This window comes from Zoogloea sp. (assembly GCF_023150065.1).
Lineage (GTDB): Bacteria > Pseudomonadota > Gammaproteobacteria > Burkholderiales > Rhodocyclaceae > Zoogloea.
Genome location: NZ_JAKLLN010000028.1, coordinates 13,733 through 33,206, shown reverse-complemented (window position 1 = coordinate 33,206; position 19,474 = coordinate 13,733). Strand labels below are relative to the sequence as shown.

General features: G+C 68.2%; 19 protein-coding genes and 1 pseudogene. 17 read left to right on the top strand and 3 right to left on the bottom strand.

Features of this window, described 5'->3' with window-relative positions:
- The first annotated feature begins 1 nt into the window (after nucleotide 1).
- Together L6Q67_RS21255 and L6Q67_RS21250 are read left to right on the top strand one after the other, a co-directional pair.
- Nucleotides 2-1,516, top strand: a complete 1,515-nt coding sequence (locus tag L6Q67_RS21255; RefSeq protein WP_296574547.1) for an FMN-binding glutamate synthase family protein — start codon at nucleotides 2-4, stop codon at nucleotides 1,514-1,516.
- Between the two features lie 313 nt (nucleotides 1,517-1,829).
- Nucleotides 1,830-2,513 (top strand): EF-hand domain-containing protein, encoded by a 684-nt coding sequence (locus tag L6Q67_RS21250; protein ID WP_296574544.1) that lies wholly within the window; start codon nucleotides 1,830-1,832, stop codon nucleotides 2,511-2,513.
- Between the two features lie 21 nt (nucleotides 2,514-2,534).
- Here L6Q67_RS21250 and L6Q67_RS21245 read toward each other — a convergent pair whose 3' ends face one another.
- Nucleotides 2,535-4,484, bottom strand: a complete 1,950-nt coding sequence (locus tag L6Q67_RS21245) for a S9 family peptidase (RefSeq protein ID WP_296574541.1) — start codon at nucleotides 4,482-4,484, stop codon at nucleotides 2,535-2,537.
- A 197-nt stretch (nucleotides 4,485-4,681) separates the two neighbouring features.
- Complete coding sequence (gene miaA / locus L6Q67_RS21240; protein WP_296574538.1) at nucleotides 4,682-5,638, bottom strand: tRNA (adenosine(37)-N6)-dimethylallyltransferase MiaA; 957 nt, start codon at nucleotides 5,636-5,638, stop codon at nucleotides 4,682-4,684.
- A 59-nt stretch (nucleotides 5,639-5,697) separates the two neighbouring features.
- On the opposite strand from miaA, the gene L6Q67_RS21235 reads away from it, so the two are divergent.
- The 8 genes from L6Q67_RS21235 (at nucleotide 5,698) to L6Q67_RS21200 (ending at nucleotide 11,812) form a co-directional block, all read left to right on the top strand.
- Nucleotides 5,698-6,600, top strand: a complete 903-nt coding sequence (locus L6Q67_RS21235) for a TraB/GumN family protein (protein WP_296574535.1) — start codon at nucleotides 5,698-5,700, stop codon at nucleotides 6,598-6,600.
- Between the two features lie 22 nt (nucleotides 6,601-6,622).
- Entirely contained in the window at nucleotides 6,623-7,387 is a 765-nt protein-coding gene (locus tag L6Q67_RS21230) for an N-acetylmuramoyl-L-alanine amidase (RefSeq protein WP_296574528.1), read from the top strand.
- A gap of 64 nt (nucleotides 7,388-7,451) precedes the next feature.
- The gene (locus L6Q67_RS21225) at nucleotides 7,452-8,195 is read left to right on the top strand and encodes an EI24 domain-containing protein (protein WP_296574525.1); all 744 of its coding nucleotides are present in this window, start codon (nucleotides 7,452-7,454) and stop codon (nucleotides 8,193-8,195) included.
- A complete protein-coding gene (locus tag L6Q67_RS21220) occupies nucleotides 8,196-8,969 on the top strand; it encodes a molybdopterin-binding protein (protein WP_296574522.1) in 774 nt (257 codons plus the stop codon).
- The gene (locus L6Q67_RS21215; RefSeq protein ID WP_296574520.1) at nucleotides 8,970-9,347 is read left to right on the top strand and encodes a hypothetical protein; all 378 of its coding nucleotides are present in this window, start codon (nucleotides 8,970-8,972) and stop codon (nucleotides 9,345-9,347) included.
- Between the two features lie 98 nt (nucleotides 9,348-9,445).
- Nucleotides 9,446-9,967, top strand: a complete 522-nt coding sequence (locus L6Q67_RS21210; protein WP_296574518.1) for a hypothetical protein — start codon at nucleotides 9,446-9,448, stop codon at nucleotides 9,965-9,967.
- Nucleotides 9,968-10,251: 284 nt separating this feature from the next.
- Nucleotides 10,252-11,229: a TerC family protein gene (locus L6Q67_RS21205; RefSeq protein ID WP_296574516.1), complete on the top strand. Its 978-nt coding sequence runs from the start codon at nucleotides 10,252-10,254 to the stop codon at nucleotides 11,227-11,229.
- A 67-nt stretch (nucleotides 11,230-11,296) separates the two neighbouring features.
- Nucleotides 11,297-11,812, top strand: coding sequence for a GNAT family N-acetyltransferase (locus L6Q67_RS21200; protein ID WP_296574513.1), 516 nt, complete (start codon nucleotides 11,297-11,299; stop codon nucleotides 11,810-11,812).
- On the opposite strand, the gene L6Q67_RS21195 is transcribed toward L6Q67_RS21200, so the two are convergent.
- Nucleotides 11,809-12,711: a DMT family transporter gene (locus L6Q67_RS21195; protein ID WP_296574511.1), complete on the bottom strand. Its 903-nt coding sequence runs from the start codon at nucleotides 12,709-12,711 to the stop codon at nucleotides 11,809-11,811. The genes L6Q67_RS21200 and L6Q67_RS21195 overlap by 4 nt on opposite strands.
- A gap of 399 nt (nucleotides 12,712-13,110) precedes the next feature.
- Here L6Q67_RS21195 and L6Q67_RS21190 point away from each other — a divergent pair, with 399 nt between their 5' ends.
- The 7 genes and pseudogenes from L6Q67_RS21190 (at nucleotide 13,111) to L6Q67_RS21160 (ending at nucleotide 19,471) form a co-directional block, all read left to right on the top strand.
- Entirely contained in the window at nucleotides 13,111-14,571 is a 1,461-nt protein-coding gene (locus L6Q67_RS21190) for a 2-hydroxymuconic semialdehyde dehydrogenase (RefSeq protein ID WP_296574508.1), read from the top strand.
- Nucleotides 14,572-14,587: 16 nt separating this feature from the next.
- Nucleotides 14,588-15,370 (top strand): annotated as a pseudogene (gene dmpE, locus L6Q67_RS21185) (2-oxopent-4-enoate hydratase); the annotation flags it as partial.
- Nucleotides 15,371-15,436: 66 nt separating this feature from the next.
- A complete protein-coding gene (dmpH, locus tag L6Q67_RS21180) occupies nucleotides 15,437-16,234 on the top strand; it encodes a 2-oxo-3-hexenedioate decarboxylase (protein ID WP_296574596.1) in 798 nt (265 codons plus the stop codon).
- Nucleotides 16,235-16,283: 49 nt separating this feature from the next.
- Nucleotides 16,284-16,499, top strand: a complete 216-nt coding sequence (locus L6Q67_RS21175) for a tautomerase family protein (protein ID WP_296574506.1) — start codon at nucleotides 16,284-16,286, stop codon at nucleotides 16,497-16,499.
- A complete protein-coding gene (locus tag L6Q67_RS21170) occupies nucleotides 16,496-17,404 on the top strand; it encodes an acetaldehyde dehydrogenase (acetylating) (RefSeq protein WP_296574503.1) in 909 nt (302 codons plus the stop codon). The genes L6Q67_RS21175 and L6Q67_RS21170 overlap by 4 nt, the downstream gene beginning before the upstream one ends.
- 21 nt (nucleotides 17,405-17,425) lie before the next feature.
- Nucleotides 17,426-18,469: a 4-hydroxy-2-oxovalerate aldolase gene (dmpG, locus tag L6Q67_RS21165; protein ID WP_296574500.1), complete on the top strand. Its 1,044-nt coding sequence runs from the start codon at nucleotides 17,426-17,428 to the stop codon at nucleotides 18,467-18,469.
- A 66-nt stretch (nucleotides 18,470-18,535) separates the two neighbouring features.
- Entirely contained in the window at nucleotides 18,536-19,471 is a 936-nt protein-coding gene (locus L6Q67_RS21160) for a catechol 2,3-dioxygenase (RefSeq protein ID WP_296574498.1), read from the top strand.
- Nucleotides 19,472-19,474: the final 3 nt, after the last annotated feature.

Sequence of the window (19,474 nt, the reverse complement as noted above, 5' to 3'; positions counted from 1 at the left end):
CATGACCACGATGATGGGCGTGCTGGAGGTCAGCCTGGGGGTGCTGATCGTGGTGGTGCTGGTGGGGGGTACGATCTACTGGTATATCCAGGACATCACCCAGAAGAAGCACGCCATTCTGCGCAATTACCCGCTGATCGGCCATCTGCGCTACTTTTTCGAGCAGATGGGCGAGTATTTCCGGCAGTACTTCTTCCTCAATGACCGGGAGGAGATGCCCTTCAACCGGGCCACCCGGGGCTGGGTGTACCGGCTGGCCAAGAACGAGGGCGGGGTGGTGGGCTTTGGCTCCACCTACGACCTGCATCACCCGGGGGCGCTGATCTTTGTGAACGCCGGCTTTCCGGTGCTGGAGGAGGACCAGGCCCCCACGCCACCCCTGGCCATTGGCGACGGCTACGCGGCGCAGCCCTTCGTGGCCCGCTCCATCATCAACATCAGCGGCATGAGCTACGGCGCCCTGTCGGGCCCGGCGGTGCTGGCCCTGTCGAGGGGGGCGGCCGAGGCCGGCTGCTGGATGAGCACCGGCGAGGGTGGGCTGGCGCCGGCCCACCTGGAGGGGGGCGCCGACATCATGCTGCAGATCGGCACCGCCAAATACGGCGTGCGCGACGCCCAGGGGCAGCTGTCGGACGCGCGCCTGCGCGAGCTGGCGGCCCATGGGGCGGTGAAGGCCTTCGAGATCAAGCTGTCCCAGGGGGCCAAACCGGGCAAGGGCGGCGTCTTGCCGGCCAGCAAGGTGACGCCGGAGATCGCGGCGATCCGCGGGATTCCGGTGGGGGTCGATTCCATCAGCCCGAACCGCCACCGGGACATCGCCAACGTCAACGAGCTGCTCGACATGGTCGTGCGGGTGCGCAGCGTGACGGGCAAGCCGGTGGGCATCAAGACGGCCATCGGCGGGCGGCGTTTTCTGCATGAGCTGTGCGAGGCGATCCTGCGCCGGGGGCTCGATTCGGCCCCCGACTTCATCACCGTGGATGGGGGCGAGGGCGGCTCCGGCGCGGCGCCCCAGGCCCTGGCCGATCACATGGCCCTGTCCATCGACGAGGCGCTGCCGCGGGTGGTGGATACGCTGATCGAGTTTGGCTTGCGGGAGCGCATCCGGGTGATCGCCGCCGGCAAGCTGGTGACTTCGGCGCGGGTCGCCTGGGCCCTGGCCTGTGGGGCGGATTTTGTGAATACGGCGCGGGGTTTCATGTTCTCGCTGGGCTGCGTGCAGGCCATGCGCTGCCACCAGAACACCTGCCCGACCGGCATCACCACCCACAATGTCAAGCTGCAGCGCGGCCTGGTGGTGGAAGAGAAATACCTGCGGGTGGCCAACTACGCCCGCAACCTCAACCGGGAGATCGACATGATCGCCCACGCCTGCGGCCTGCAGCATGCCCGGGAGTTCCGCCGGGAGCATGTGCGCCTGGTGCAGTCGGAAGGGCGCAGCGAGGCCTTCAACATGCTCTATCCCTACCCGGAACCCTTCGAAGCGGCCCACGGCCGGCACGGCGGGCTGGTCTGAGGCGGCATTTCCTGCCGCCGCTGCCCGGCGGTGGGGGCGCGGCCCCGTGTGCGCCGCGGCATGAGCCGTCTGCTGCCGCCGGCAGATTTTTCCGGAAAGGGGCCGCGGATAGTGGTCGATGCCCGCTGGCTGCGTCGGAAAGGGGTTTTTGGGCGAATCCCCTTAACTGGACTTTACCCGTCTTAACGCCTGTTAACGGCAAGATCGCCGCTTTTCGGCCGCTAAATTGCTACATGAGGGGGCCGGGGGCAAGTCCGCCTTCCGGCCCGGATCGACCGGCGGTTTTCCGGTCAGTTCTGCGAAGGATCGCATCATGGTCAGCAGTATCGGCAGTAACAGCATGGCTTCCATGGCGGGCATGTCACGCCATGACCCGAGCCGCATGGCGAGCAATCTCTTTTCGAAGCTGGATACCAAGGGCCAGGGTTACATCGAGGCCAGCGACCTGCAATCGGCCCTGAGCCAGATCAGCACGACCTCGTCCACCAGCACCGAGAGCGACAGCGCGGCCCTGTTCAAGGCACTGGACGGGGATAGCGATGGCAAGGTGACGGAGAGCGAGTTCTCCAGCAGCATGCAGAAGCTGGCCGACGCCCTCGACAGCCAGGCCTTCGGCAGCCGCATGGCCGGCGCCATGCCGCCTCCGCCGCCGCCCCAGGGGGGGGATGACGCGGGCTTCACCAAGGATGAGTTGAGCAGCCAGCTGGAAGAGATCGGCTCGACCGACAGCAAGCGCTCCGAGCTGATCTCCAAGGTGGCGGACAACTTTGAAGCCGCTGATACCAACGGCGACGGCAAGGTGAGCGCGTCGGAGGCGATGGCCTATGAGCGGAAGAGTGCCAGTGCGAGCAGCAGCGGCAGCACTACGGCCAGCACATCCTCGTCCGACACCACCACCACCACGGATGCCGCCCTGGCCCAGCGCCTGATGGACCTGATGCGCGCCTACAGCGGTGACGAAGGCCGCCAGCGCGGGAGCGTTGCCGTCAGCGCCTGATCCGGCGGGCGGAGGTCGAATTCACTCGGCCGCTTTCTTCCCCTCGTCCCCCAGGTGCCGCCCCAGAAACCCGTCGAGCGCCTCGAGGTACTGGCGCCGGTGGGTGGGGTTGCCGAGGCTGTGGCCGGCGCCCTTGATCTCGATGTACTCGTGGCGCCGACCGGAGCGGGTGAGGGCCTCGGCCATGCTGCGGGCCTGCTCCACCGGCACGGTCTGGTCGGCGTCGCCCTGGATGAGGAGGAGGGGCGTCTTGATGGCCTGGGTGTGGAACACCGGCGAGGTGGCGCGCAGGCGGGCGCTGTCGCTCCAGAAGCTGCCGAACTGCAGGCGGGCCAGGCTGCGCCCGCCACGGCTGCGCAGGTGGTGGATGAGCGCCTCCAGGTCGGTGACGCCGTTGATGCTGGCGGCGCAGCGGTAGGTGTCGGGGGTGCGGATGGTGCCCATCAGGGCGGCATAGCCCCCGTAGCTGCCGCCGACGATGCACACCCGCCCGGGGTCGGCGATGCCCTGCTGGATGGCCCACTGCACCGCGTCGGTGAGGTCGTCCTGCATCTCCAGGCCCCAGCGCTGCAGGCCGGCCATCTCGAAGCTGTGGCCGTAGCCCGATGAGCCCCGGAAGTTGACCTGCAGCACCGTGTAGCCCCGGCTGGCGAGGAATTCGGTCATGGGGTCGAAGTCGTTGTTGTCGCGGGTATGGGGCCCGCCGTGGGGCATGAGTACCAGGGGCCCGGGGGCCGTGCCGGCAGCCTTGGGGCGGGTGAGCCAGGCGCGCAGCGGCAGGCCGTCCCGGGCGGTGATGCGGGCGGCCTGCTTGCCCACCAGCTGCGCCTTTGGAATATGGGGGTATTGCTCGGCCAGCAGGGCCAGGCGGCCGTTCTCGCGGTCGCCGATGTAGTACTGCCCGGGCAGGCCGTTGCCGCTGGAGCGCACGAGGTAGCGGGTTTCGTCCCGGCTCAGTTCAAGCAGCCGGTTGAAGCGGCCGGGCAGGGCCTTGTCGATTTCACCGGCCAGGGCGGCGAGCTCTGGGTCCCAGAAGCGGCTGGTCTGGCCGTCCTCGTCCGCGTCACCCATCAGCCCGAGGGCCTCGCCGGTCAGCGGCGAGCGGACCAGGCGGCCGTCCAGGTCCTGTTCGGGGTGAGCCAGCCGCAGTACCCGGGGCAGGGCCGGGTCGCGCAGATTGACACTGAAGACGGCGTCGCGGCCTTCGTGGAGGGCCATGATGAAGAGCGTGTATGGGTCTTTGTCGAACCCCAGGGGGATGACGCTCTCGGCGGAGAACAGGGGGTAGGACCACAGGGTGCGCCAGGCGTGGCCGTCCGGGTCGCGGGTGATGATGTCGATCCGCTCGCCCTGCTGGCGGATGCCCAGACGGACCCGGTGCTGGGCGTCGGTCATCCAGCGGCCGACCCGGCGCTGGGGCGGCTCGACCATGCGACGGCTGCCGGACTCGATATCCAGCTTGTAAACGGCGGGGCTGCGGGCGGTGGGGGCTTCCAGCGCGAGCAGGATGTGGCGGCCATCGCCGGGCAGGAGGTCGATCACCTCGTCCTGGATCTGCTGGCCGGCGCGCAGGCCGGCGTCGTCCAGCTCGCTCAGGTCCTGCCGCTCGCCGCCGTCCCGGTCAATGGCCACGAGGCGGGTCTGGGTGCCGCTCTTCTGCTTGCGGTAGTGGACGCTGGCGATGAGCCGGTCATTGGATACCCAGCGCGCCCAGCCCAGCGCCACGGTCTTGTTGTCGGAGAAGAGCAGGTTGCGGATGGCGCCGCCGTCGGTGCCCTGGGTGACCAGCACCGTGCCGTCGGGCAGGTTCATGAGGCCGGCGATGTGCTTGCCGTCGGGGGAGAGGGTGACCCCGTTGAGGAAGGGCAGCCGGGCCAGCTGCTCGGCGCTGAGCGGTGGTGTGGCGGGGGCAGAGAGGGCGGGGAGGGCGTGCAGCAGGGCGACAAGGGCCAGGGCCGGGAGATGACGCATTTCGAGTATTGAGAATTGTTATCGATTGCGCCGGATCGTAACATGGTTTGCGGATGGCATAGGTGGGCTGGAAGGGCTGTAGGGGCGACTTCAGTCGCCCATCGTGCGCCGATCACCGGCCTGCCGCGCATCGAAGTCCGCGGGCGACTGAAGTCGCCCCTACAAGTCGCCCCTGCGGGAGATGCTGACCTGTCTGCTCAGCCCAGCCTGGCCATCACTTCCCCGGCCACCCGGGTTTCCAGGTCGGGGGCGAGGCAGTCCAGCTCCACCAGGTCTCCCCAGTTGTCGCGGAAGTTGCGTTGCCAGGTGATCTGGCGCTTGGCCAGCTGGCGGGTGGCGAAGATGCCCTTGTCGCGGAAGGTGGCGAGGCTGCAGTGGCCTTCCAGGTATTCGAGGGCCTGGCGGTAGCCGACGCAGCGCATCGAGGGCAGGCTGGCGTCGAGCTGGTAGTGGCGGCGCAGGCGCTCCACCTCGTCCACAAAACCGGCCAGCAGCATGGCGTCGAAGCGCCTTTCGATGCGGGCGTGGAGCACGGCCCGGTCGCCGGGGGTGAGGGCCAGGGGGATGAGCCGGTGGGTGTCGGCGGCGCTCTCGCGGCGGGCGTAGCTGGCGGCCAGGGGCTGGTCGGTGAGGCGCACGATCTCGAGGGCGCGCTGGATGCGCTGGGCGTCGTTGGGCTCCAGGCGGGCGGCGGCGTCCGGGTCGAGGCGGGCGAGTTCGGCGTGCTGGGCCGGCCAGCCGTCCCGGGCGGCGGCATCCTCGATCTCCCGGCGCAGGACCGGGTCGGCCTCGGGCAGGTCGGAGAGGCCTTCGCGCAGGGCCTTGTAATACAGCATGGTGCCCCCCACCAGCAGGGGCACGCGCCCCCGGGCGCTGATCTCGCCCATCAGGCGCCGGGCGTCCTCGCAGAAGCGGGCGGCGGAGTAGGCCTCTTCGGGGCTGAGGATGTCGATGAGGTGGTGGGGGCAGGCGGCCTGCTCGTCGCGGCTGGGCTTGGCCGTGCCGATGTCCATGTCCCGGTACACCAGGGCCGAATCGACGCTGATGATCTCCACCGGCAGGCTGCGGGCGAGGGCCAGGGCGCTGGCGGTCTTGCCGCTGGCGGTGGGCCCCATGAGCAGGATGGCGGGCGGAAGCGGGGAGGTTTGGGGCATGATGCGCCTTTCGATTGGACGCGCATTGTAGCGGGAGGGCTTGCCCTGTGAGCATGAGGATGAGCGGGGCCTGGCGGGCCCTGGTGGTGGTGTGGCTGATGCTGTGGGCGGGGCTGGCGGGCGCCGCCAGTCCGCTGTTTCTGTGGGAGCTCCGGGACGGCGCGGGCGGGCTGAGGGCCTGGCTCTACGGCACCATCCACGTCTGCGATGTGGCCTGCTTTCCGCTGCCGGCGCCGGTGCGGGGCGCGCTGGCCCAGGCCGACAGCCTGGCCCTGGAGCTGGACCTGGAAGACCCGGCGGTGATGCGGCGCCTCGGTGAGGCGGCGATGCTGCCGGTCGGGATGCAGCTCGATACCCAGCTTCCGGCGGCCCTGCGGCCACGCCTGGTGCTGGCCTCCACCCGCATGGGCCTGCCGCCCGAGATGGTGCAGCGCCTGCAGCCCTGGATGGCGAGCACCCTGCTGACCATACGGGTGGCGGAAATGGTGGGCTTTCGCACCGATCAGGGGGTGGATCTGTGGCTGGCGCGCCAGGCTCGGACCCAGGGCAAGCCCTTGTGGGCCCTGGAAACCGTGGAGCGGCAGATCGAGGCCATGGCCGGGGGCGGTGATGCTGCCCAGGTGGCCAGCCTGACCGAGGTGATCGAGCTGATCGAGTCGGGCGAGGCCCGGGTCTACTTCCAGCGCATGCTCGACGCCTGGCGGTACGGCGATGTGGCGGCCCTGGATGTGCTGCTGCGGGAGGAGATGTCCAGCGCCGCCATGGCCCCCCTTTTCGAAGAGATGCTCGACCGGCGAAACCGGGAGATGGCGGATACCCTGCTGCGCCGGCTGGAGGGCGGCGGGCGGCCCTTTGTGGCGGTGGGCGCCGGGCACTTTGGCGGCCCGGCGGGGCTGTTGGCAGAGCTCACCCGGCGGGGCTACACCCTGAAACAGGTGGAAGCCTCTGCAGCCGGGGACTGATCCGCACACCGGGAGAGCGCCCATGGACGGCATCTTGAAACCTGCGGCTGGGCTGCCGCTACCGGCAGGTGCGTGGCGCAGGGCGGCGTGGCTGGCCCTGGCCCTGATGGCTACACCGGCCATCGCCGGCGTGCCGGTGGCCGTCGACGTCGGCCACTACCTGGACAAGCCCGGCGCCACCAGCGCCTACGGCATCACCGAGTTTGAATACAACCACGCCCTGGCGGGGGTGATCGCGGCCCGGCTGACCACGGCCGGCACGCCGGTGCGCCTGATCGGCCACCGGGGCGAGATGGCCGACCTGCGTGCCCGCCCGCGGGAGGCCGAGGCGGCGGGGGCGGGCTTCTTCCTGTCGGTGCACCACGACTCGGTGAAGGAGGTGTACCTTCAGCCCTGGGTCTGGCAGGGGCGGCCCCTGCGCCACGCCGAGGGTTTTGCCGGCTTCTCCCTGTTCGTGTCGCGCCTCAACCCCCGGCTGGACGAGAGCTTGGCCTGCGCCAGCGCCATCGGCGCGGCCCTGCGCCGGGCCGGGCTGCCGGTGGCCACCCACCATGGGGTGTCGTCGGAGGGCGTCGCCCGGCCCTGGGCCGACGAGGCCAACGGGGTGTATTTCTACGACAACCTGGTGGTGCTCAAGACGGCCACGGTGCCGGCGGTACTGCTGGAGGCCGGGGTCATCATCAACCGCGACGAGGAGCGCGCCCTGGCCACGCCCGAGCGCCGGGCCCTCACCGCCGACGCGGTGCTGGACGGGCTGCAGCGCTGCGGTGTGGCGGCCGCCCCGTGACCGCCGGCGCCGGATCGGCCAGAATGCCATCCGCGCGCACTGACAGGCTTCCTCGCCCATCACCATGAAAACCGTCCTGCTCTCCTATTTTTCCGCCGCCCGCAGCCTGACCCGGCCGGGCGTGTTGTGGCATCTCATGTGGCCGACCCTGCTCGCAACCGGCATCTGGACAGCCCTGCTGATCTCCAGCTGGGGCAGCCTGATCGAGCTGGGTTCGGGCCTGATCACCGCCATGCCCCTCGTGGGTGGCTGGCTGGCCAGCACCGACAGTGCCCTGATGGTGGCGCTGGTGATGTTCAAGATCGGCCTGGTGGTGCTGGCCCTGCCCATCATCTACGTGACGGCGGCCTTCCTGGTGGCAGCCGTGGCCCTGCCCCTGATGGCCGACAAGGTGGCCGCCCAGGATTACGCCGATATCGCCCGACGCAAGGGCGGAAGTCAGGCGGGCAGCGTGTGGAACGCGCTGGTGGCCGTGCTCCAGTTCCTGCTGCTGCTGGTGCTGAGCCTGCCCCTGTGGCTGATTCCGGGCGTCGGGCTGATCATCTCCCTGGTGCTCACCGCGTGGCTCAACCAGCGTGCCTTCCGCTACGACGCCCTGATGGCCCACGCCGACGGCTTCGAGATGAAGGATCTGCCCGCCCGCCACTCCAGCGGGCTGTTCGGGGTGGGTCTGCTGGGCGCGGCGATGGCCCATGTGCCCCTGGTCAATCTGTTTGCGCCGGCACTCTCCGGCCTGGCCTTTGTCCATTACCTCCTGTCGGCCCTGCGCGTGAGCCGGCAGGGCGAGAACATCATCGAGGTAACGTAAATGACCGACAACGCGGTGCCGTCCTTCGGCGCAATCATCATTGGTGACGAGCTGCTGTCCGGCCGTCGGGAAGACAAGCACCTGGGCAAGGTGCTGGAACTGCTCAAGGCCCGGGGGCTGCGCCTGGCGTCGGTACGCTACGTGGGCGACGAGCGCCCGCGCCTGGTCCAGACGCTCAAGGAGAGCTTTGCCGCCAGCGACATCGTGTTCAGCTTTGGCGGCATCGGCGCGACGCCGGACGACCACACTCGCCAGGCCGCCGCCGAGGCCCTGGGCCTGCCTCTGGCCCTGCACCCCGAGGCCGAGGCCGAAATCCGCGCCCGCTTCGGCGACGAGACCACGCCCCAGCGCCTGCAGATGGGCGTCTATCCGGAAGGCAGCGAGATCATCCCCAACCCCTACAACCGGATCCCGGGCTTCTCCATCCGCAAGCACTTCTTCGTGCCGGGCTTTCCGGTGATGGCCTGGCCCATGGTGGAGTGGGTGCTCGATACGCGCTTTGCCCATCTGCACCACAAGGCCGACTACGTGGAGGCGTCCATCATCGTGTGGGACGCCCTGGAAGGGCATCTCATCGACTTCATGGAACGCATCACTGCCGATTTCCCCGATGCGACCCTGTTCAGCCTGCCCAGCGTGGGCGGCGAGGGGGGGCGTCGTCACATCGAGCTGGGCATGAAGGGCCCCGCGGCCCGGGTGGAGCAGGCCATGGCCCTGATCACCGCCGAGATGAGCCAGCGCGGCTACGCCTGGGAGCCGGCCCGGAGCCTCTGAGTGAGCAAGGACGCGGCCTGCGGCTATCGCGACTTTCCCGGCCGGCGCTGGCTGGTGGTGGTGCTGCGCGCCGCCCACATCGCCGGTGTGGTGGGCGTGGGCGCCGGGCTGCTGGCCCCGTCGGGGCATCCATTCGAAGGCTTCGTAAGGCTGATGGTGGCCTCGGGCATCGCCATGGCCGCCCTGGACGCCTGGTCCAACCCCGTGTGGCTGCGGGAGTACGCCGGCCTGTCCCTGCTCGTCAAGTTTGCCCTGCTGGGCTGGTTCGTGGCCGATGAAAGCGCGCGGCCCCTGCTGTTCTGGTCCATCCTGGTGTTCTCCGTGATCTTCGCCCACGCCCCCGCCAGCTTCCGTCACCGCCGGCCCGGCGGAGGCTAGGCGCGTCCGTGGGGTCGAGTGCCTTCGACCGGGTGTCACCGTGCTGAATTATTCATGCCGTACTCTGCTCTCCGGTTCAGTAATACGCGGAGGGCGCCATGCAGAAGGACTGGATTCCGGGCAAGACGGCGGCCGGGGTGGAAGAGATTGCCACGCGTGGCCGGCGTCTGCCGCCGCGCCTGCGGACCTTGTTGATCCTGGTGGACGGCCGGCGCACGTTGGGCCAGCTGGCCGAGCTGGTGGCCGATCCGGCGGTGGGCGAGGGCCTTGTCGAGCTGCTGGAGCGGGGCCTGATCACGCCCCGACCGGTGCCTCCCCCCCATCCACCCCACGCCAGCGAGCCTGCCAGCCGGGCCTCGCTGGAACCGAAGACCCGCCCCGCGGCTCCCACCGACCGGCGGCGCTCCCTGGCGCTGGCGCGCTTCTACCTGCTCGACGCCATGGAGCAGAGCCTGCGTACCAAAGACGTGGCCATCCGCGAGCAGTTGCGCCAGGCCACCACCCGGGATGAACTGCTGCAGGCCTTCGCCCGCTGCCGCGTCATCGCCGCCGAGGTGGGTGTGGCCCACGTGACGACCATCGAGACCCGCTTCATGGACATGCTGCCCGAGGAGGGCTGAGTTTTTCCTTGAAACCGCCGCCGGGGGCTTCTATAGTTCGGGAGTCCCAAGGGGGAGTAGCTCCACGCTGGTAGGTCGTCAGTACGAAGAATGTCGCGATGTCTGCGGGGTTCTTCCGGCCGCCAGGCAGTCGCCGGGTTTTTAGGGTGACTGTGAGCAAGACCTTTGCCGCGATGGCGAAGTGTCTTCAGGCAATCCGGCTCCCCTGCCGGACCAACTCAAGGGCCTTTCGTCATTGCCGGACGAAAGGCCTTTTTGTTTGGTTCCGATTTGGGAGAGACGTGATGGAAAGTATCGGTACGTGGTGGATGTGGGCGGGCTTTGCCGTCGTGGTGCTGGTGATGCTGGCGATCGACCTGTTTGTGGTGGGCGGCGGCAAGGAGCACAAGGTGTCGGTCCGCGAGGCCGGCATCTGGACCGTGGTGTGGGTGAGCGTGGCGATGCTCTTTGCCGGCGCCCTGTGGTGGTACCTGGATGGGGCGGCAGGCCGCGAGGTGGCCAATGCCCGGACCCTGGAGTTCGTCACCGGCTACCTGATCGAGAAGGCCCTGGCCGTCGATAACGTGTTTGTCTGGCTGCTGCTGTTCTCCTTCTTCGCCGTGCCCCCCGAGTTGCAGAAGAGGGTGCTGGTGTATGGCGTGCTGGGGGCCATCGTGATGCGCACCGGCATGATCTTCGCCGGCGCCTGGCTGATCAGCCAGTTTCACTGGGTGCTGTATGTGTTCGGTGCCTTCCTGCTGCTCACCGGCGCCAAGATGATGTGGTTTGCCGACCATGAGCAGAACCTGGACAAGAACCCCCTGCTGCGCTGGCTGCGCGGGCATATGAAGATCACCAGCGAGTTTCACCACGAGCGCTTCTTCGTGATGAAGGAGGAGGGCGGCAAGTGGGTGCGCTACGCCACGCCCCTGTTCCTGGCCCTGGTGCTGGTGGAGATCTCCGACGTGATCTTTGCGGTGGATTCGATCCCGGCCATCTTCGCCATCACCACCGACCCCTTCATCGTGCTCACCTCCAACGTGTTCGCCATCCTGGGTCTGCGCGCCATGTACTTCCTGCTGGCCGATTTTGCCGGGCGCTTCTCGCTGCTCAAGTACGGCCTGGCGGCGGTGCTGATGTTCATCGGCACCAAGATGCTGCTGCTGGACGTGGTGAAGATTCCGGTGGGCATCTCCCTGGGCGTGGTGGCCTTGCTGATCGCCACCTCGGTGGTGCTGTCCCTGCGCAAGGAGCGGCTGGAAAGCTCGGCGCAGCGAGGCTGACGCTGGACGGGGCCCGGCTGCGTGGGGCATGCTGCCGGGCCCTGATGTTCCGAGACTGTCCGCTGTCGTGCTGATCCGCAATGAAACCCCGGCCGATGCCGCCGCCGTGCATGCACTGATTGTGGCCGCCTTCGAAGGCAATGCCGAGGCCGATCTGGTGGAGGCCCTGCGCGGTCACACCTTTCCCTACGTGTCCCTGGTGGCCGACGACAAGGGGGTGATCGCGGGGCACATCCTGTTCACCCCCGTGCATCTGCCCGGCCACCCCCGGGCGCGGCTGATGGCCCTGGCGCCCCTGGCCGTGCTGCCGGGCTACCAGCGCAGCGGGGTGGGGTCGGCTTTGGTGGAGGCCGGGCTGGAGCGGGCCCGCGAGGCCGGCGCCGGTGCGGTGGTGGTGCTCGGCCATCCGGCTTACTACCCGCGCTTCGGCTTCGTGCCGGCGTCGCGCCACGGCATCCGCTGTTCCTACATGGATTCCGGCGAGGTGCCGGACGAGGCCTACATGATCCTCGAACTGCAGCCCGGCCACCTGGACGGGCTGGCCGGCTGCGTCGAGTATCACGCGGCTTTTTCTGCCGTCTAGCCGCCGCTCCCGGCCGTCAGGCGGCGCAGCAGCGGCCGCCACATCTCGCCCTGGTGCACCGCCAGGCCGAGCAGGATCAGCCCGGTGCCCGCCCACAGGCGCAGGCCGATCACCTCGCCATTCAGCAGATTCCCCAGCAGCAGGGCCAGCACCGGCGTGATCAGGGTAATCAGCGCCACCCGGGATGCGTCCAGGTGCTTGATCACGTAGTAGTAAAGGGCAAAGCCCAGCACCGACCCGAATACCCCGAGATAGACGATGGCCGCGCCAGCGCGGGGTGGCACCGCGCTGGGCAGGTGCCCGTCGCTGAGCAGCCACACCAGGGCGAAGAAGGGCAGGGAGACGGTCAGGGTGCCCACCGTGGTGGCCAGGGGCGGGCTGTCGTCGCCGATGTGCTTGAGGGACACCAGGCTGCCCGAATACACCAGCACCGCCGCCAGCAGGGCCACCAGGCCTTGCAGCGCATGCTCGCCGCCCAGGCTGTCACCGTGCACGAAGATCACGCCCAGCCCGGCTGCGCCCAGCAGGGTGCCGGCCAGGCGCGCCGGGGTGAGGGCCCGTTCGCCCAGGAAAACGGCCGCCAGCACCGCCGCGAACAGGGGCGACAGGCCGAACAGCACCGCCACCAGGCCGGAGTTAACGTAGCGCGCACCCCAGTAGGTCAGCGCCATGGCCCCGAACAGGCCGATCCCGCCCGACAGGTAGGCCCGTCGCGCCCGGGCGTGCAGGGGAAAGCCGATGCGCCACACCAGCACCAGCAGCCCGGCCACCAGCGCACCGATCGCCATGCGGGCGAGCACGGCGAAGGCGAAACCGGTGCCTTCGGTGCTCCACTGGATGGCCAGGGGCGTGGTGGACCAGATCAGGATGATGCCGAGGTAGGCAGCGGGCAGTGACATGGGGGACTCCTGAAAATGAAAAAGGCCGCGGAGGGAAATCCGCGGCCTGTCGTGAAATCGGTGCAACTAACCGATCAACCCGATCCCGGCCCCGGACGGACGGCCACGCGCCAGGCGCGCAGGGCGCGACGACGGGCGGGCAGCAGGGGATAGGCGGTATAGAGGCAAGGCATGGCCCCATTCTCGCGGCCAGACGCGCCAGACGTCAAGGGGCGGGCAGGTTGATCGTTCAACGGGGGGAGGCCGGATGAGCTCGACTGCGGACTTCGTTTTTGATACCTGGCAGGTATTGAAAATAAAGTTATTAAGTATTGGACGGTATGTTTCCCCATTCATAGACTGCTTCCCATACCGGGCCTGCGGGTTCGGACACTTCAGACCATTGATCGAGGTTCAAGCATGCGTCTCATCCAGAATTTCATCGGCGGCGAATACACCGCCGGGCTCAGCGGCAAGACCTTCGAGAAGCGTTCGCCCCTGGACAACAGCGTCATCGCCCGCATCACCGAGGCGGGGCGGGACGAGGTGGATGCGGCGGTGTGTGCCGCCCGTGCGGCCCTGAACGGCGAGTGGGGCGGCCTGACCCTGGAGCAGCGCGTCGATCTGCTCTACGGCGTGGCCGACGAGATCACCCGCCGCTTCGAAGACTTCGTGGCCGCCGAGATGGCCGACACCGGCCAGCCGTCCCACGTCATGCGCCACGTCTTCATCCCCCGCGGCGCGGCCAACTTCAAGGTCTTTGCCGATGTGGTCAAGAACGTGCCCACCGAGTCCTTCCAGATGTCCACGCCCGACGGCCGGGGCGCGCTCAACTACGCCGTCCGCGTGCCCAAGGGCGTGGTGGGCGTGATCAGCCCGTGGAACGCCCCCTTCCTGCTGATGACCTGGAAGGTGGGCCCGGCCCTGGCCTGTGGCAACACGGTGGTGGTGAAGCCCTCCGAGGAGTCGCCCCACACGGCGGCCCTGCTGGGCGAGGTGATGAACGCGGTGGGCATCCCCAAGGGCGTCTACAACGTGGTGCACGGCTTCGGGCCCGACTCCGCCGGCGAGTTCCTGACCCGTCACGCGGGCGTCGATGCCATCACCTTCACCGGCGAGACCCGCACTGGCGCCGCCATCATGAAGGCCGCCTCCGACGGCATGCGCGACGTGTCCTTCGAGCTGGGCGGCAAGAACGCCGGCATCGTGTTTGCCGACGCCGATTTCGACGCGGCGGTGGATGGCATCTTCCGCTCCGCCTTCCTCAACACCGGGCAGGTGTGTCTGGGCACCGAGCGGGTCTATGTGGAGCGGCCGATCTTCGAGCGCTTCGTCGCCGCCCTCAAGGTAAAGGCCGAGGCGGTGAAGTTTGGCCGGCCCGAGGACCACGCCGCCAACTACGGCCCGCTGATCAGCCAGGAGCACCGCCAGAAGGTGCTGTCCTACTACCGCAAGGCGGTGGAGGAGGGCGCCACGGTGGTGACCGGCGGCGGCGTGCCCGACATGCCCGGCGAGCTGGCCGAGGGCGCCTGGGTGCAGCCCACCATCTGGACCGGCCTGCCCGAGAGCGCCGCCGTGGTGCAGGAGGAGATCTTCGGCCCGTGCTGCCACATCCGCCCCTTCGACAGCGAGAACGAGGTGGTGGCCCTGGCCAACGACACCGACTACGGCCTCTCCACCACCATCTGGACCACCAACCTGGCCCGCGCCCACCGCATGGCCGCGCACATCGAGGTGGGCATCACCTGGATCAACAGCTGGTTCCTGCGTGACCTGCGCACGGCCTTCGGCGGCTCCAAGCAGTCGGGCATCGGCCGCGAGGGCGGGGTGCATTCCCTGGAGTTCTACACCGAGACACGGAACGTGTGCGTGAAGCTGTGACCGCAAGGACATGACCATGAACGAAGAAAAGATCCACCAATACGGCGACGAGCTCTACGAGGCTTTCGTCAGTCGCCGCGCGATCCGCCCGCTGCTGGAGCGTGAGCCGGACATCACCATCGCCGACGCCTACCGCATCCAGGAGCGCTTCGTGGCCCGCCGGGTGGCGGCCGGCGAGCGGGTGATCGGCAAGAAGATCGGCGCCACCAGCAAGCCGGTGCAGGACTTCCTGGGCGTCTATCAGCCGGATTTCGGCATCCTGCTGTCGGGCATGGTGTACAGCGAGGGCGACACCATCGACCTGGGCACCCTGATCCAGCCCAAGGCCGAGGCCGAATTGGCCTTCGTGCTCAAGGAAGACCTGAAGGGCCCGGGCATCACCGCCATGGACGTGATCCGCGCCACCGACTACGTGCTGCCCTGCTTCGAGATCGTCGATTCGCGCATCACCGACTGGAAGATCAAGATCCAGGACACCGTGGCGGACAACGCCTCCTGCGGCGTGTATGTGCTGGGCAAGACCAAGGGCGACCCGCGCAAGCTGGACATCACCCTGGCCGGGATGGTGCTGGAGAAGAACGGCGAGCTGTTCTCCACCGGCGTCGGCGCCGCCGTGCAGGGTTCCCCCGCCAACGCGGTGGCCTGGCTGGCCAACACCCTGGGCGAGCTGGGCATCCCCTTCAAGGCCGGCGAGGTGATCCTGTCCGGCTCCCAGTCGGCCCTGGTGCCGGTGGTGGACGGGGACGAACTGGTGTGTACGGTGGGCGGCCTGGGCAGCTGCCGGGTGAAGTTTGCCGGGCAGAGCACCACCGCCAGCGCGGCTGCGCCTGGCAGCGAAGCCCGACCGGGCAGTGGCACCGCCGGCATGAACCTGACCCTGGGCCGCGAGGACGTGGTGCGCCTGTGCGAGCGCATCGAAGGCGCCCAGACCCGGGCCCGCGCCATCCCCAAGCTCACCGACGAATACCCGGGCATGACCATCGGCGACGGCTATGCCGTGCAGCTGGCCCTGCGCCAGCGCTTCCTGGCCGCAGGCCACAAGCAGGTGGGCTGGAAGGCCGGGCTGACCTCGAAGGCCAAGATGATCCAGATGGGCGTCAACGTGCCGTCCATTGGCTTTCTCACCGACCGCATGGCCCGCCCCGAGAACTCGGCCATCTCCACCGCCGACCTGGTGCATCCCCGCGTCGAGTGCGAGGTGGCCTTCGTGATGAAGAAGGCCCTGCAGGGCCCCGGCTGCACCCGCCAGGACGTGCTGGACGCCACCGACTACGTGCTGCCGGCGGTGGAGATCATCGACTCGCGCTTTTCCGGCTTCAAGTTCGACCTGCCCAGCGTGGTGGCCGACAACGGCTCGTCGGCCCGCTTCGTGGGCGGTGGCCGGGCCCGCTACGTGGACGACGTGGATCTGGCCACCCTGGGCGTGGTGATGGAGAAGAACGGCGAGCTGGTGGCCATGGCCAGCGCGGCCGCCGTGCTGGGCCACCCGGCCGAGGCCATCGCCATGCTGGTGAACATCCTGGCCGAGCTGGGCGAGGGCCTGCCGGCGGGCAGCTTCGTGATGAGCGGCGGGATCACCGAGGCCATCGCGGTCAAGCCCGGTGACAGCGTCATCGCCCGCTTCCAGGAGCTGGGCAGCGTGTCCATGCGCTTCGTCGCGTAGTCGCAGAAAAAACAGCAATCGCCCCAACCCATCCCATGGAGAGAGACCCATGCCAATTATCGAGATGCACATGATGGTGGGCCGTACCACCGAGCAGAAGAACAAGGTTGCCGTTGCGGTAACCGAGGCGGTGGCGAAGAGCCTGGAATGCAGCGCCGACACGGTGCGCATCCTGATCACCGAACACGCCACCGACGGCTTCTACGTGGCCGGCCAGACCATGGCCCAGCGCGCCGCCGCCCGGGCCCAGGAGAAAACGGCATGAAGAAGATCCGCTGCGCCCTGATCGGCTCGGGCAACATCGGCACCGACCTGATCTACAAGATCCAGCGCAGCCCGGTGCTGGAGCCCGTGTGGATGGTGGGCATCGACCCGGCCTCCGAAGGCCTCGCCCGGGCCCGGGAGATGGGCCTCAAGACCACCGCCGACGGCGTGGATGGGCTGCTGCCCCACGTGCTGGAGGACAACATCCAGATCGCCTTCGACGCCACCAGCGCCTACGTGCATGCGGAGAACAGCCGCAAGCTCAACGCCCTGGGCGTGATGATGATCGACCTGACGCCCGCCGCCATCGGCCCCCTGTGCGTGCCGCCGGTGAACCTGCGCCAGCACGCCGACAAGGTGGAGATGAACGTGAACATGATCTCCTGTGCCGGCCAGGCGACCATTCCCATCGTCAATGCCGTGTCGCGCACCCAGGGCGTGGGTTACGCCGAGATCGTGGCCAGCCTGTCGTCCAAGTCGGTGGGCCCCGGCACCCGGGCCAACCTGGACGAGTTCACCTACACCACCTCCGGCGCCATCGAGAAGGTGGGCGGCGCGCGCAAGGGCAAGGCCCTGGCCATCATCAACCCGGCCGAGCCGCCGATGATCATGCGCAACACCATCTCCTGCCTCACCGACGAGGCGCCGGACGAGGCCCGGATCACCGAGTCCATCCTGCAGATGATCAAGGAAGTGCAGAAGTACGTGCCGGGCTACCGCCTGGTGAATGGGCCGATCTACGACGGCAACAAGGTGCAGGTGTTCATGGAGGTGGCCGGGCTGGGGGACTATCTGCCGCGCTACGCCGGCAACCTGGACATCATGACCGCCGCCGCCACCCGTACTGCCGAGATGTTCGCCGAGGAGATCCTCAAGGGCAGCATCAGGCTGACCGCCGTCGCGTAATCCCACAGATTGGAGAATCCCATGGATCTCAAAGGCAAGAAAATCATCCTGCACGACATGTGCCTGCGTGACGGCATGCATGCCAAGCGCGAGCAGATCAGCCTCGACCAGATGGTCAAGGTCGCCACCGCTCTGGACGCGGCCGGCGTGCCCTACATCCAGGTCACCCACGGCGCCGGCCTGGGGGGCAACTCGCTGCAGCACGGCTTTGCGCCCCACAGCAACGAGGAATACATCTCCGCCGTGGCCTCGAAGATGACCCAGGCCAAGGTGTCGGTGCTGCTCATCCCCGGCCTGGGCACCATGAAGGAGCTGCAGTCGGCCTACGACTGCGGCGCCCGCAGCGTGCACGTGGCCACCCACTGCACCGAGGCCGACACCGCGCCCCAGCACATCGCCTTTGCCCGCAAGCTGGGCATGGACACCACCGGCTTCCTGATGATGGCCCACCTCAACGACCCCGAGGGCATCGCCCGCCAGGGCAAGCTGATGGAAGGCTACGGCGCCCACACGGTGTATGTCACCGACAGCGCCGGCTACATGCTGCCGGACGACGTGAAGGCCCGCATCGGCGCCCTGCGCGCCGTGCTCAAGCCGGAAACCGAGATCGGCTTTCATGGCCACCACAACCTGGGCATGGGCATCGCCAACTCCATCGCCGCCATCGAGGCCGGCGCCACCCGCATCGATGGCTCGGCGGCCGGGCTGGGGGCGGGGGCGGGCAACACGCCGCTGGAAGTCTTTGCCGCCGTGTGCGAGCGCATGGGCATCGACACCGGCGTCGATCTCTTCAAGCTCATGGACGTGGCCGAGGAGATCATCGTGCCGATGATGGAGCACGTGGTGCGCGTCGATCGCGAATCCCTGACCCTGGGTTTTGCCGGCGTGTATTCCACCTTCCTGCTCCACTCCAAGCGCGCCGCCGACCGCTTTGGTGTGCCGGCCCGGGACATCCTGGTGGAGCTGGGCCGCAAAAAGATGATCGGCGGCCAGGAAGACATGATCATGGACACCGCCATGACCATGGCCAGGGAGCGCGGCCTGCTGAAGGCCGTGGCGGCCTGAACACACGGACGGGGTGCCCATGCAGGCACCCTGCGGTAGCACCCCCATCCACCAACGGAGACAAAGATGGCACTCAGAGGATTGCTTCGCATGGGCGAAGTGGCGATACGCGTACTCGACATGGGCGAAGCCCGCGAGCACTACGGCAAGCGCATGGGCCTGCACGAGGTCATGACCGACGCCGCCGGCCAGGTCTATTTCAAGGCCTGGGACGAGCACGACCACCACTGCCTGGTGCTGCGCGAGGCGGAGTCGTCGGGCATGGACTACTTTGCCTTCAAGGTCTTCGACGACGCCACCCTGGATGCGCTGGAGCCGAAGATCCGCGCCTTCGGCCTGCAGGTGGAGCACATCGAGGCCGGCGTGTACCCCAAGAGCGGGCGGCGCCTGCAATTTACGCTGCCCAGCGGCCACGTGATGCAGCTGTATGCCCACAAGGAGCAGACCGGCAACAACCTGCCCCTGCTCAACCCCGGCGTGATGCCCGACGAGGGGGTGATCCGCGGCTTCCGCATCAACCGCCTCGACCATGCCCTGGTGGGGGGCGTGAACATCGACGAGTCGGCGCGGCTGTTTACCGAGGTGTTCGGCTTTGACCTGAGCGAGCGCCTCATCGACGCCGACAGCGGCCAGTCCCTGGCCCTGTTCCTGAGCTGCTCCACCAAGCCCCACGACATCGCTTTCGTGCTGCAGCCCACCCCGGGGCGCTTCCACCACGTCTCCTTCCTGCTCGAATCGGTGACCGACGTGATCCACGCCGCCGACCTCATCGGCAAGTACCGCATCCCGGTGGACGTGGGCCCCAACCGCCATGGTGTCACGCGCGGCGCCACCATCTACTTCTTCGATCCCTCGGGCAACCGCAACGAGGTGTTTTCCGGTGGCTATGTGCACTACCCGGACACCCCGACCCTGACCTGGGACACCACCGAACTGGGCCACGCCACCTTTGCCCAGGACAACGTGGTGCGCGAGAGCTTCCTGACCGTACTGACGGGCTGACCC

What these genes read in the sequence shown, in the direction of transcription:
- L6Q67_RS21255 (WP_296574547.1), top strand. Translation starts at nt 2, where the DNA reads ATGACCACGATGATGGGCGTGCTGGAGGTCAGCCTGGGGGTGCTGATC.
- L6Q67_RS21250 (WP_296574544.1), top strand. Translation starts at nt 1,830, where the DNA reads ATGGTCAGCAGTATCGGCAGTAACAGCATGGCTTCCATGGCGGGCATG.
- L6Q67_RS21245 (WP_296574541.1), bottom strand. Translation starts at nt 4,484, where the DNA reads ATGCGTCATCTCCCGGCCCTGGCCCTTGTCGCCCTGCTGCACGCCCTC.
- miaA (WP_296574538.1), bottom strand. Translation starts at nt 5,638, where the DNA reads ATGCCCCAAACCTCCCCGCTTCCGCCCGCCATCCTGCTCATGGGGCCC.
- L6Q67_RS21235 (WP_296574535.1), top strand. Translation starts at nt 5,698, where the DNA reads ATGAGCGGGGCCTGGCGGGCCCTGGTGGTGGTGTGGCTGATGCTGTGG.
- L6Q67_RS21230 (WP_296574528.1), top strand. Translation starts at nt 6,623, where the DNA reads ATGGACGGCATCTTGAAACCTGCGGCTGGGCTGCCGCTACCGGCAGGT.
- L6Q67_RS21225 (WP_296574525.1), top strand. Translation starts at nt 7,452, where the DNA reads ATGAAAACCGTCCTGCTCTCCTATTTTTCCGCCGCCCGCAGCCTGACC.
- L6Q67_RS21220 (WP_296574522.1), top strand. Translation starts at nt 8,196, where the DNA reads ATGACCGACAACGCGGTGCCGTCCTTCGGCGCAATCATCATTGGTGAC.
- L6Q67_RS21210 (WP_296574518.1), top strand. Translation starts at nt 9,446, where the DNA reads ATGCAGAAGGACTGGATTCCGGGCAAGACGGCGGCCGGGGTGGAAGAG.
- L6Q67_RS21205 (WP_296574516.1), top strand. Translation starts at nt 10,252, where the DNA reads ATGGAAAGTATCGGTACGTGGTGGATGTGGGCGGGCTTTGCCGTCGTG.
- L6Q67_RS21195 (WP_296574511.1), bottom strand. Translation starts at nt 12,711, where the DNA reads ATGTCACTGCCCGCTGCCTACCTCGGCATCATCCTGATCTGGTCCACC.
- L6Q67_RS21190 (WP_296574508.1), top strand. Translation starts at nt 13,111, where the DNA reads ATGCGTCTCATCCAGAATTTCATCGGCGGCGAATACACCGCCGGGCTC.
- dmpH (WP_296574596.1), top strand. Translation starts at nt 15,437, where the DNA reads ATGAACCTGACCCTGGGCCGCGAGGACGTGGTGCGCCTGTGCGAGCGC.
- L6Q67_RS21175 (WP_296574506.1), top strand. Translation starts at nt 16,284, where the DNA reads ATGCCAATTATCGAGATGCACATGATGGTGGGCCGTACCACCGAGCAG.
- L6Q67_RS21170 (WP_296574503.1), top strand. Translation starts at nt 16,496, where the DNA reads ATGAAGAAGATCCGCTGCGCCCTGATCGGCTCGGGCAACATCGGCACC.
- dmpG (WP_296574500.1), top strand. Translation starts at nt 17,426, where the DNA reads ATGGATCTCAAAGGCAAGAAAATCATCCTGCACGACATGTGCCTGCGT.
- L6Q67_RS21160 (WP_296574498.1), top strand. Translation starts at nt 18,536, where the DNA reads ATGGCACTCAGAGGATTGCTTCGCATGGGCGAAGTGGCGATACGCGTA.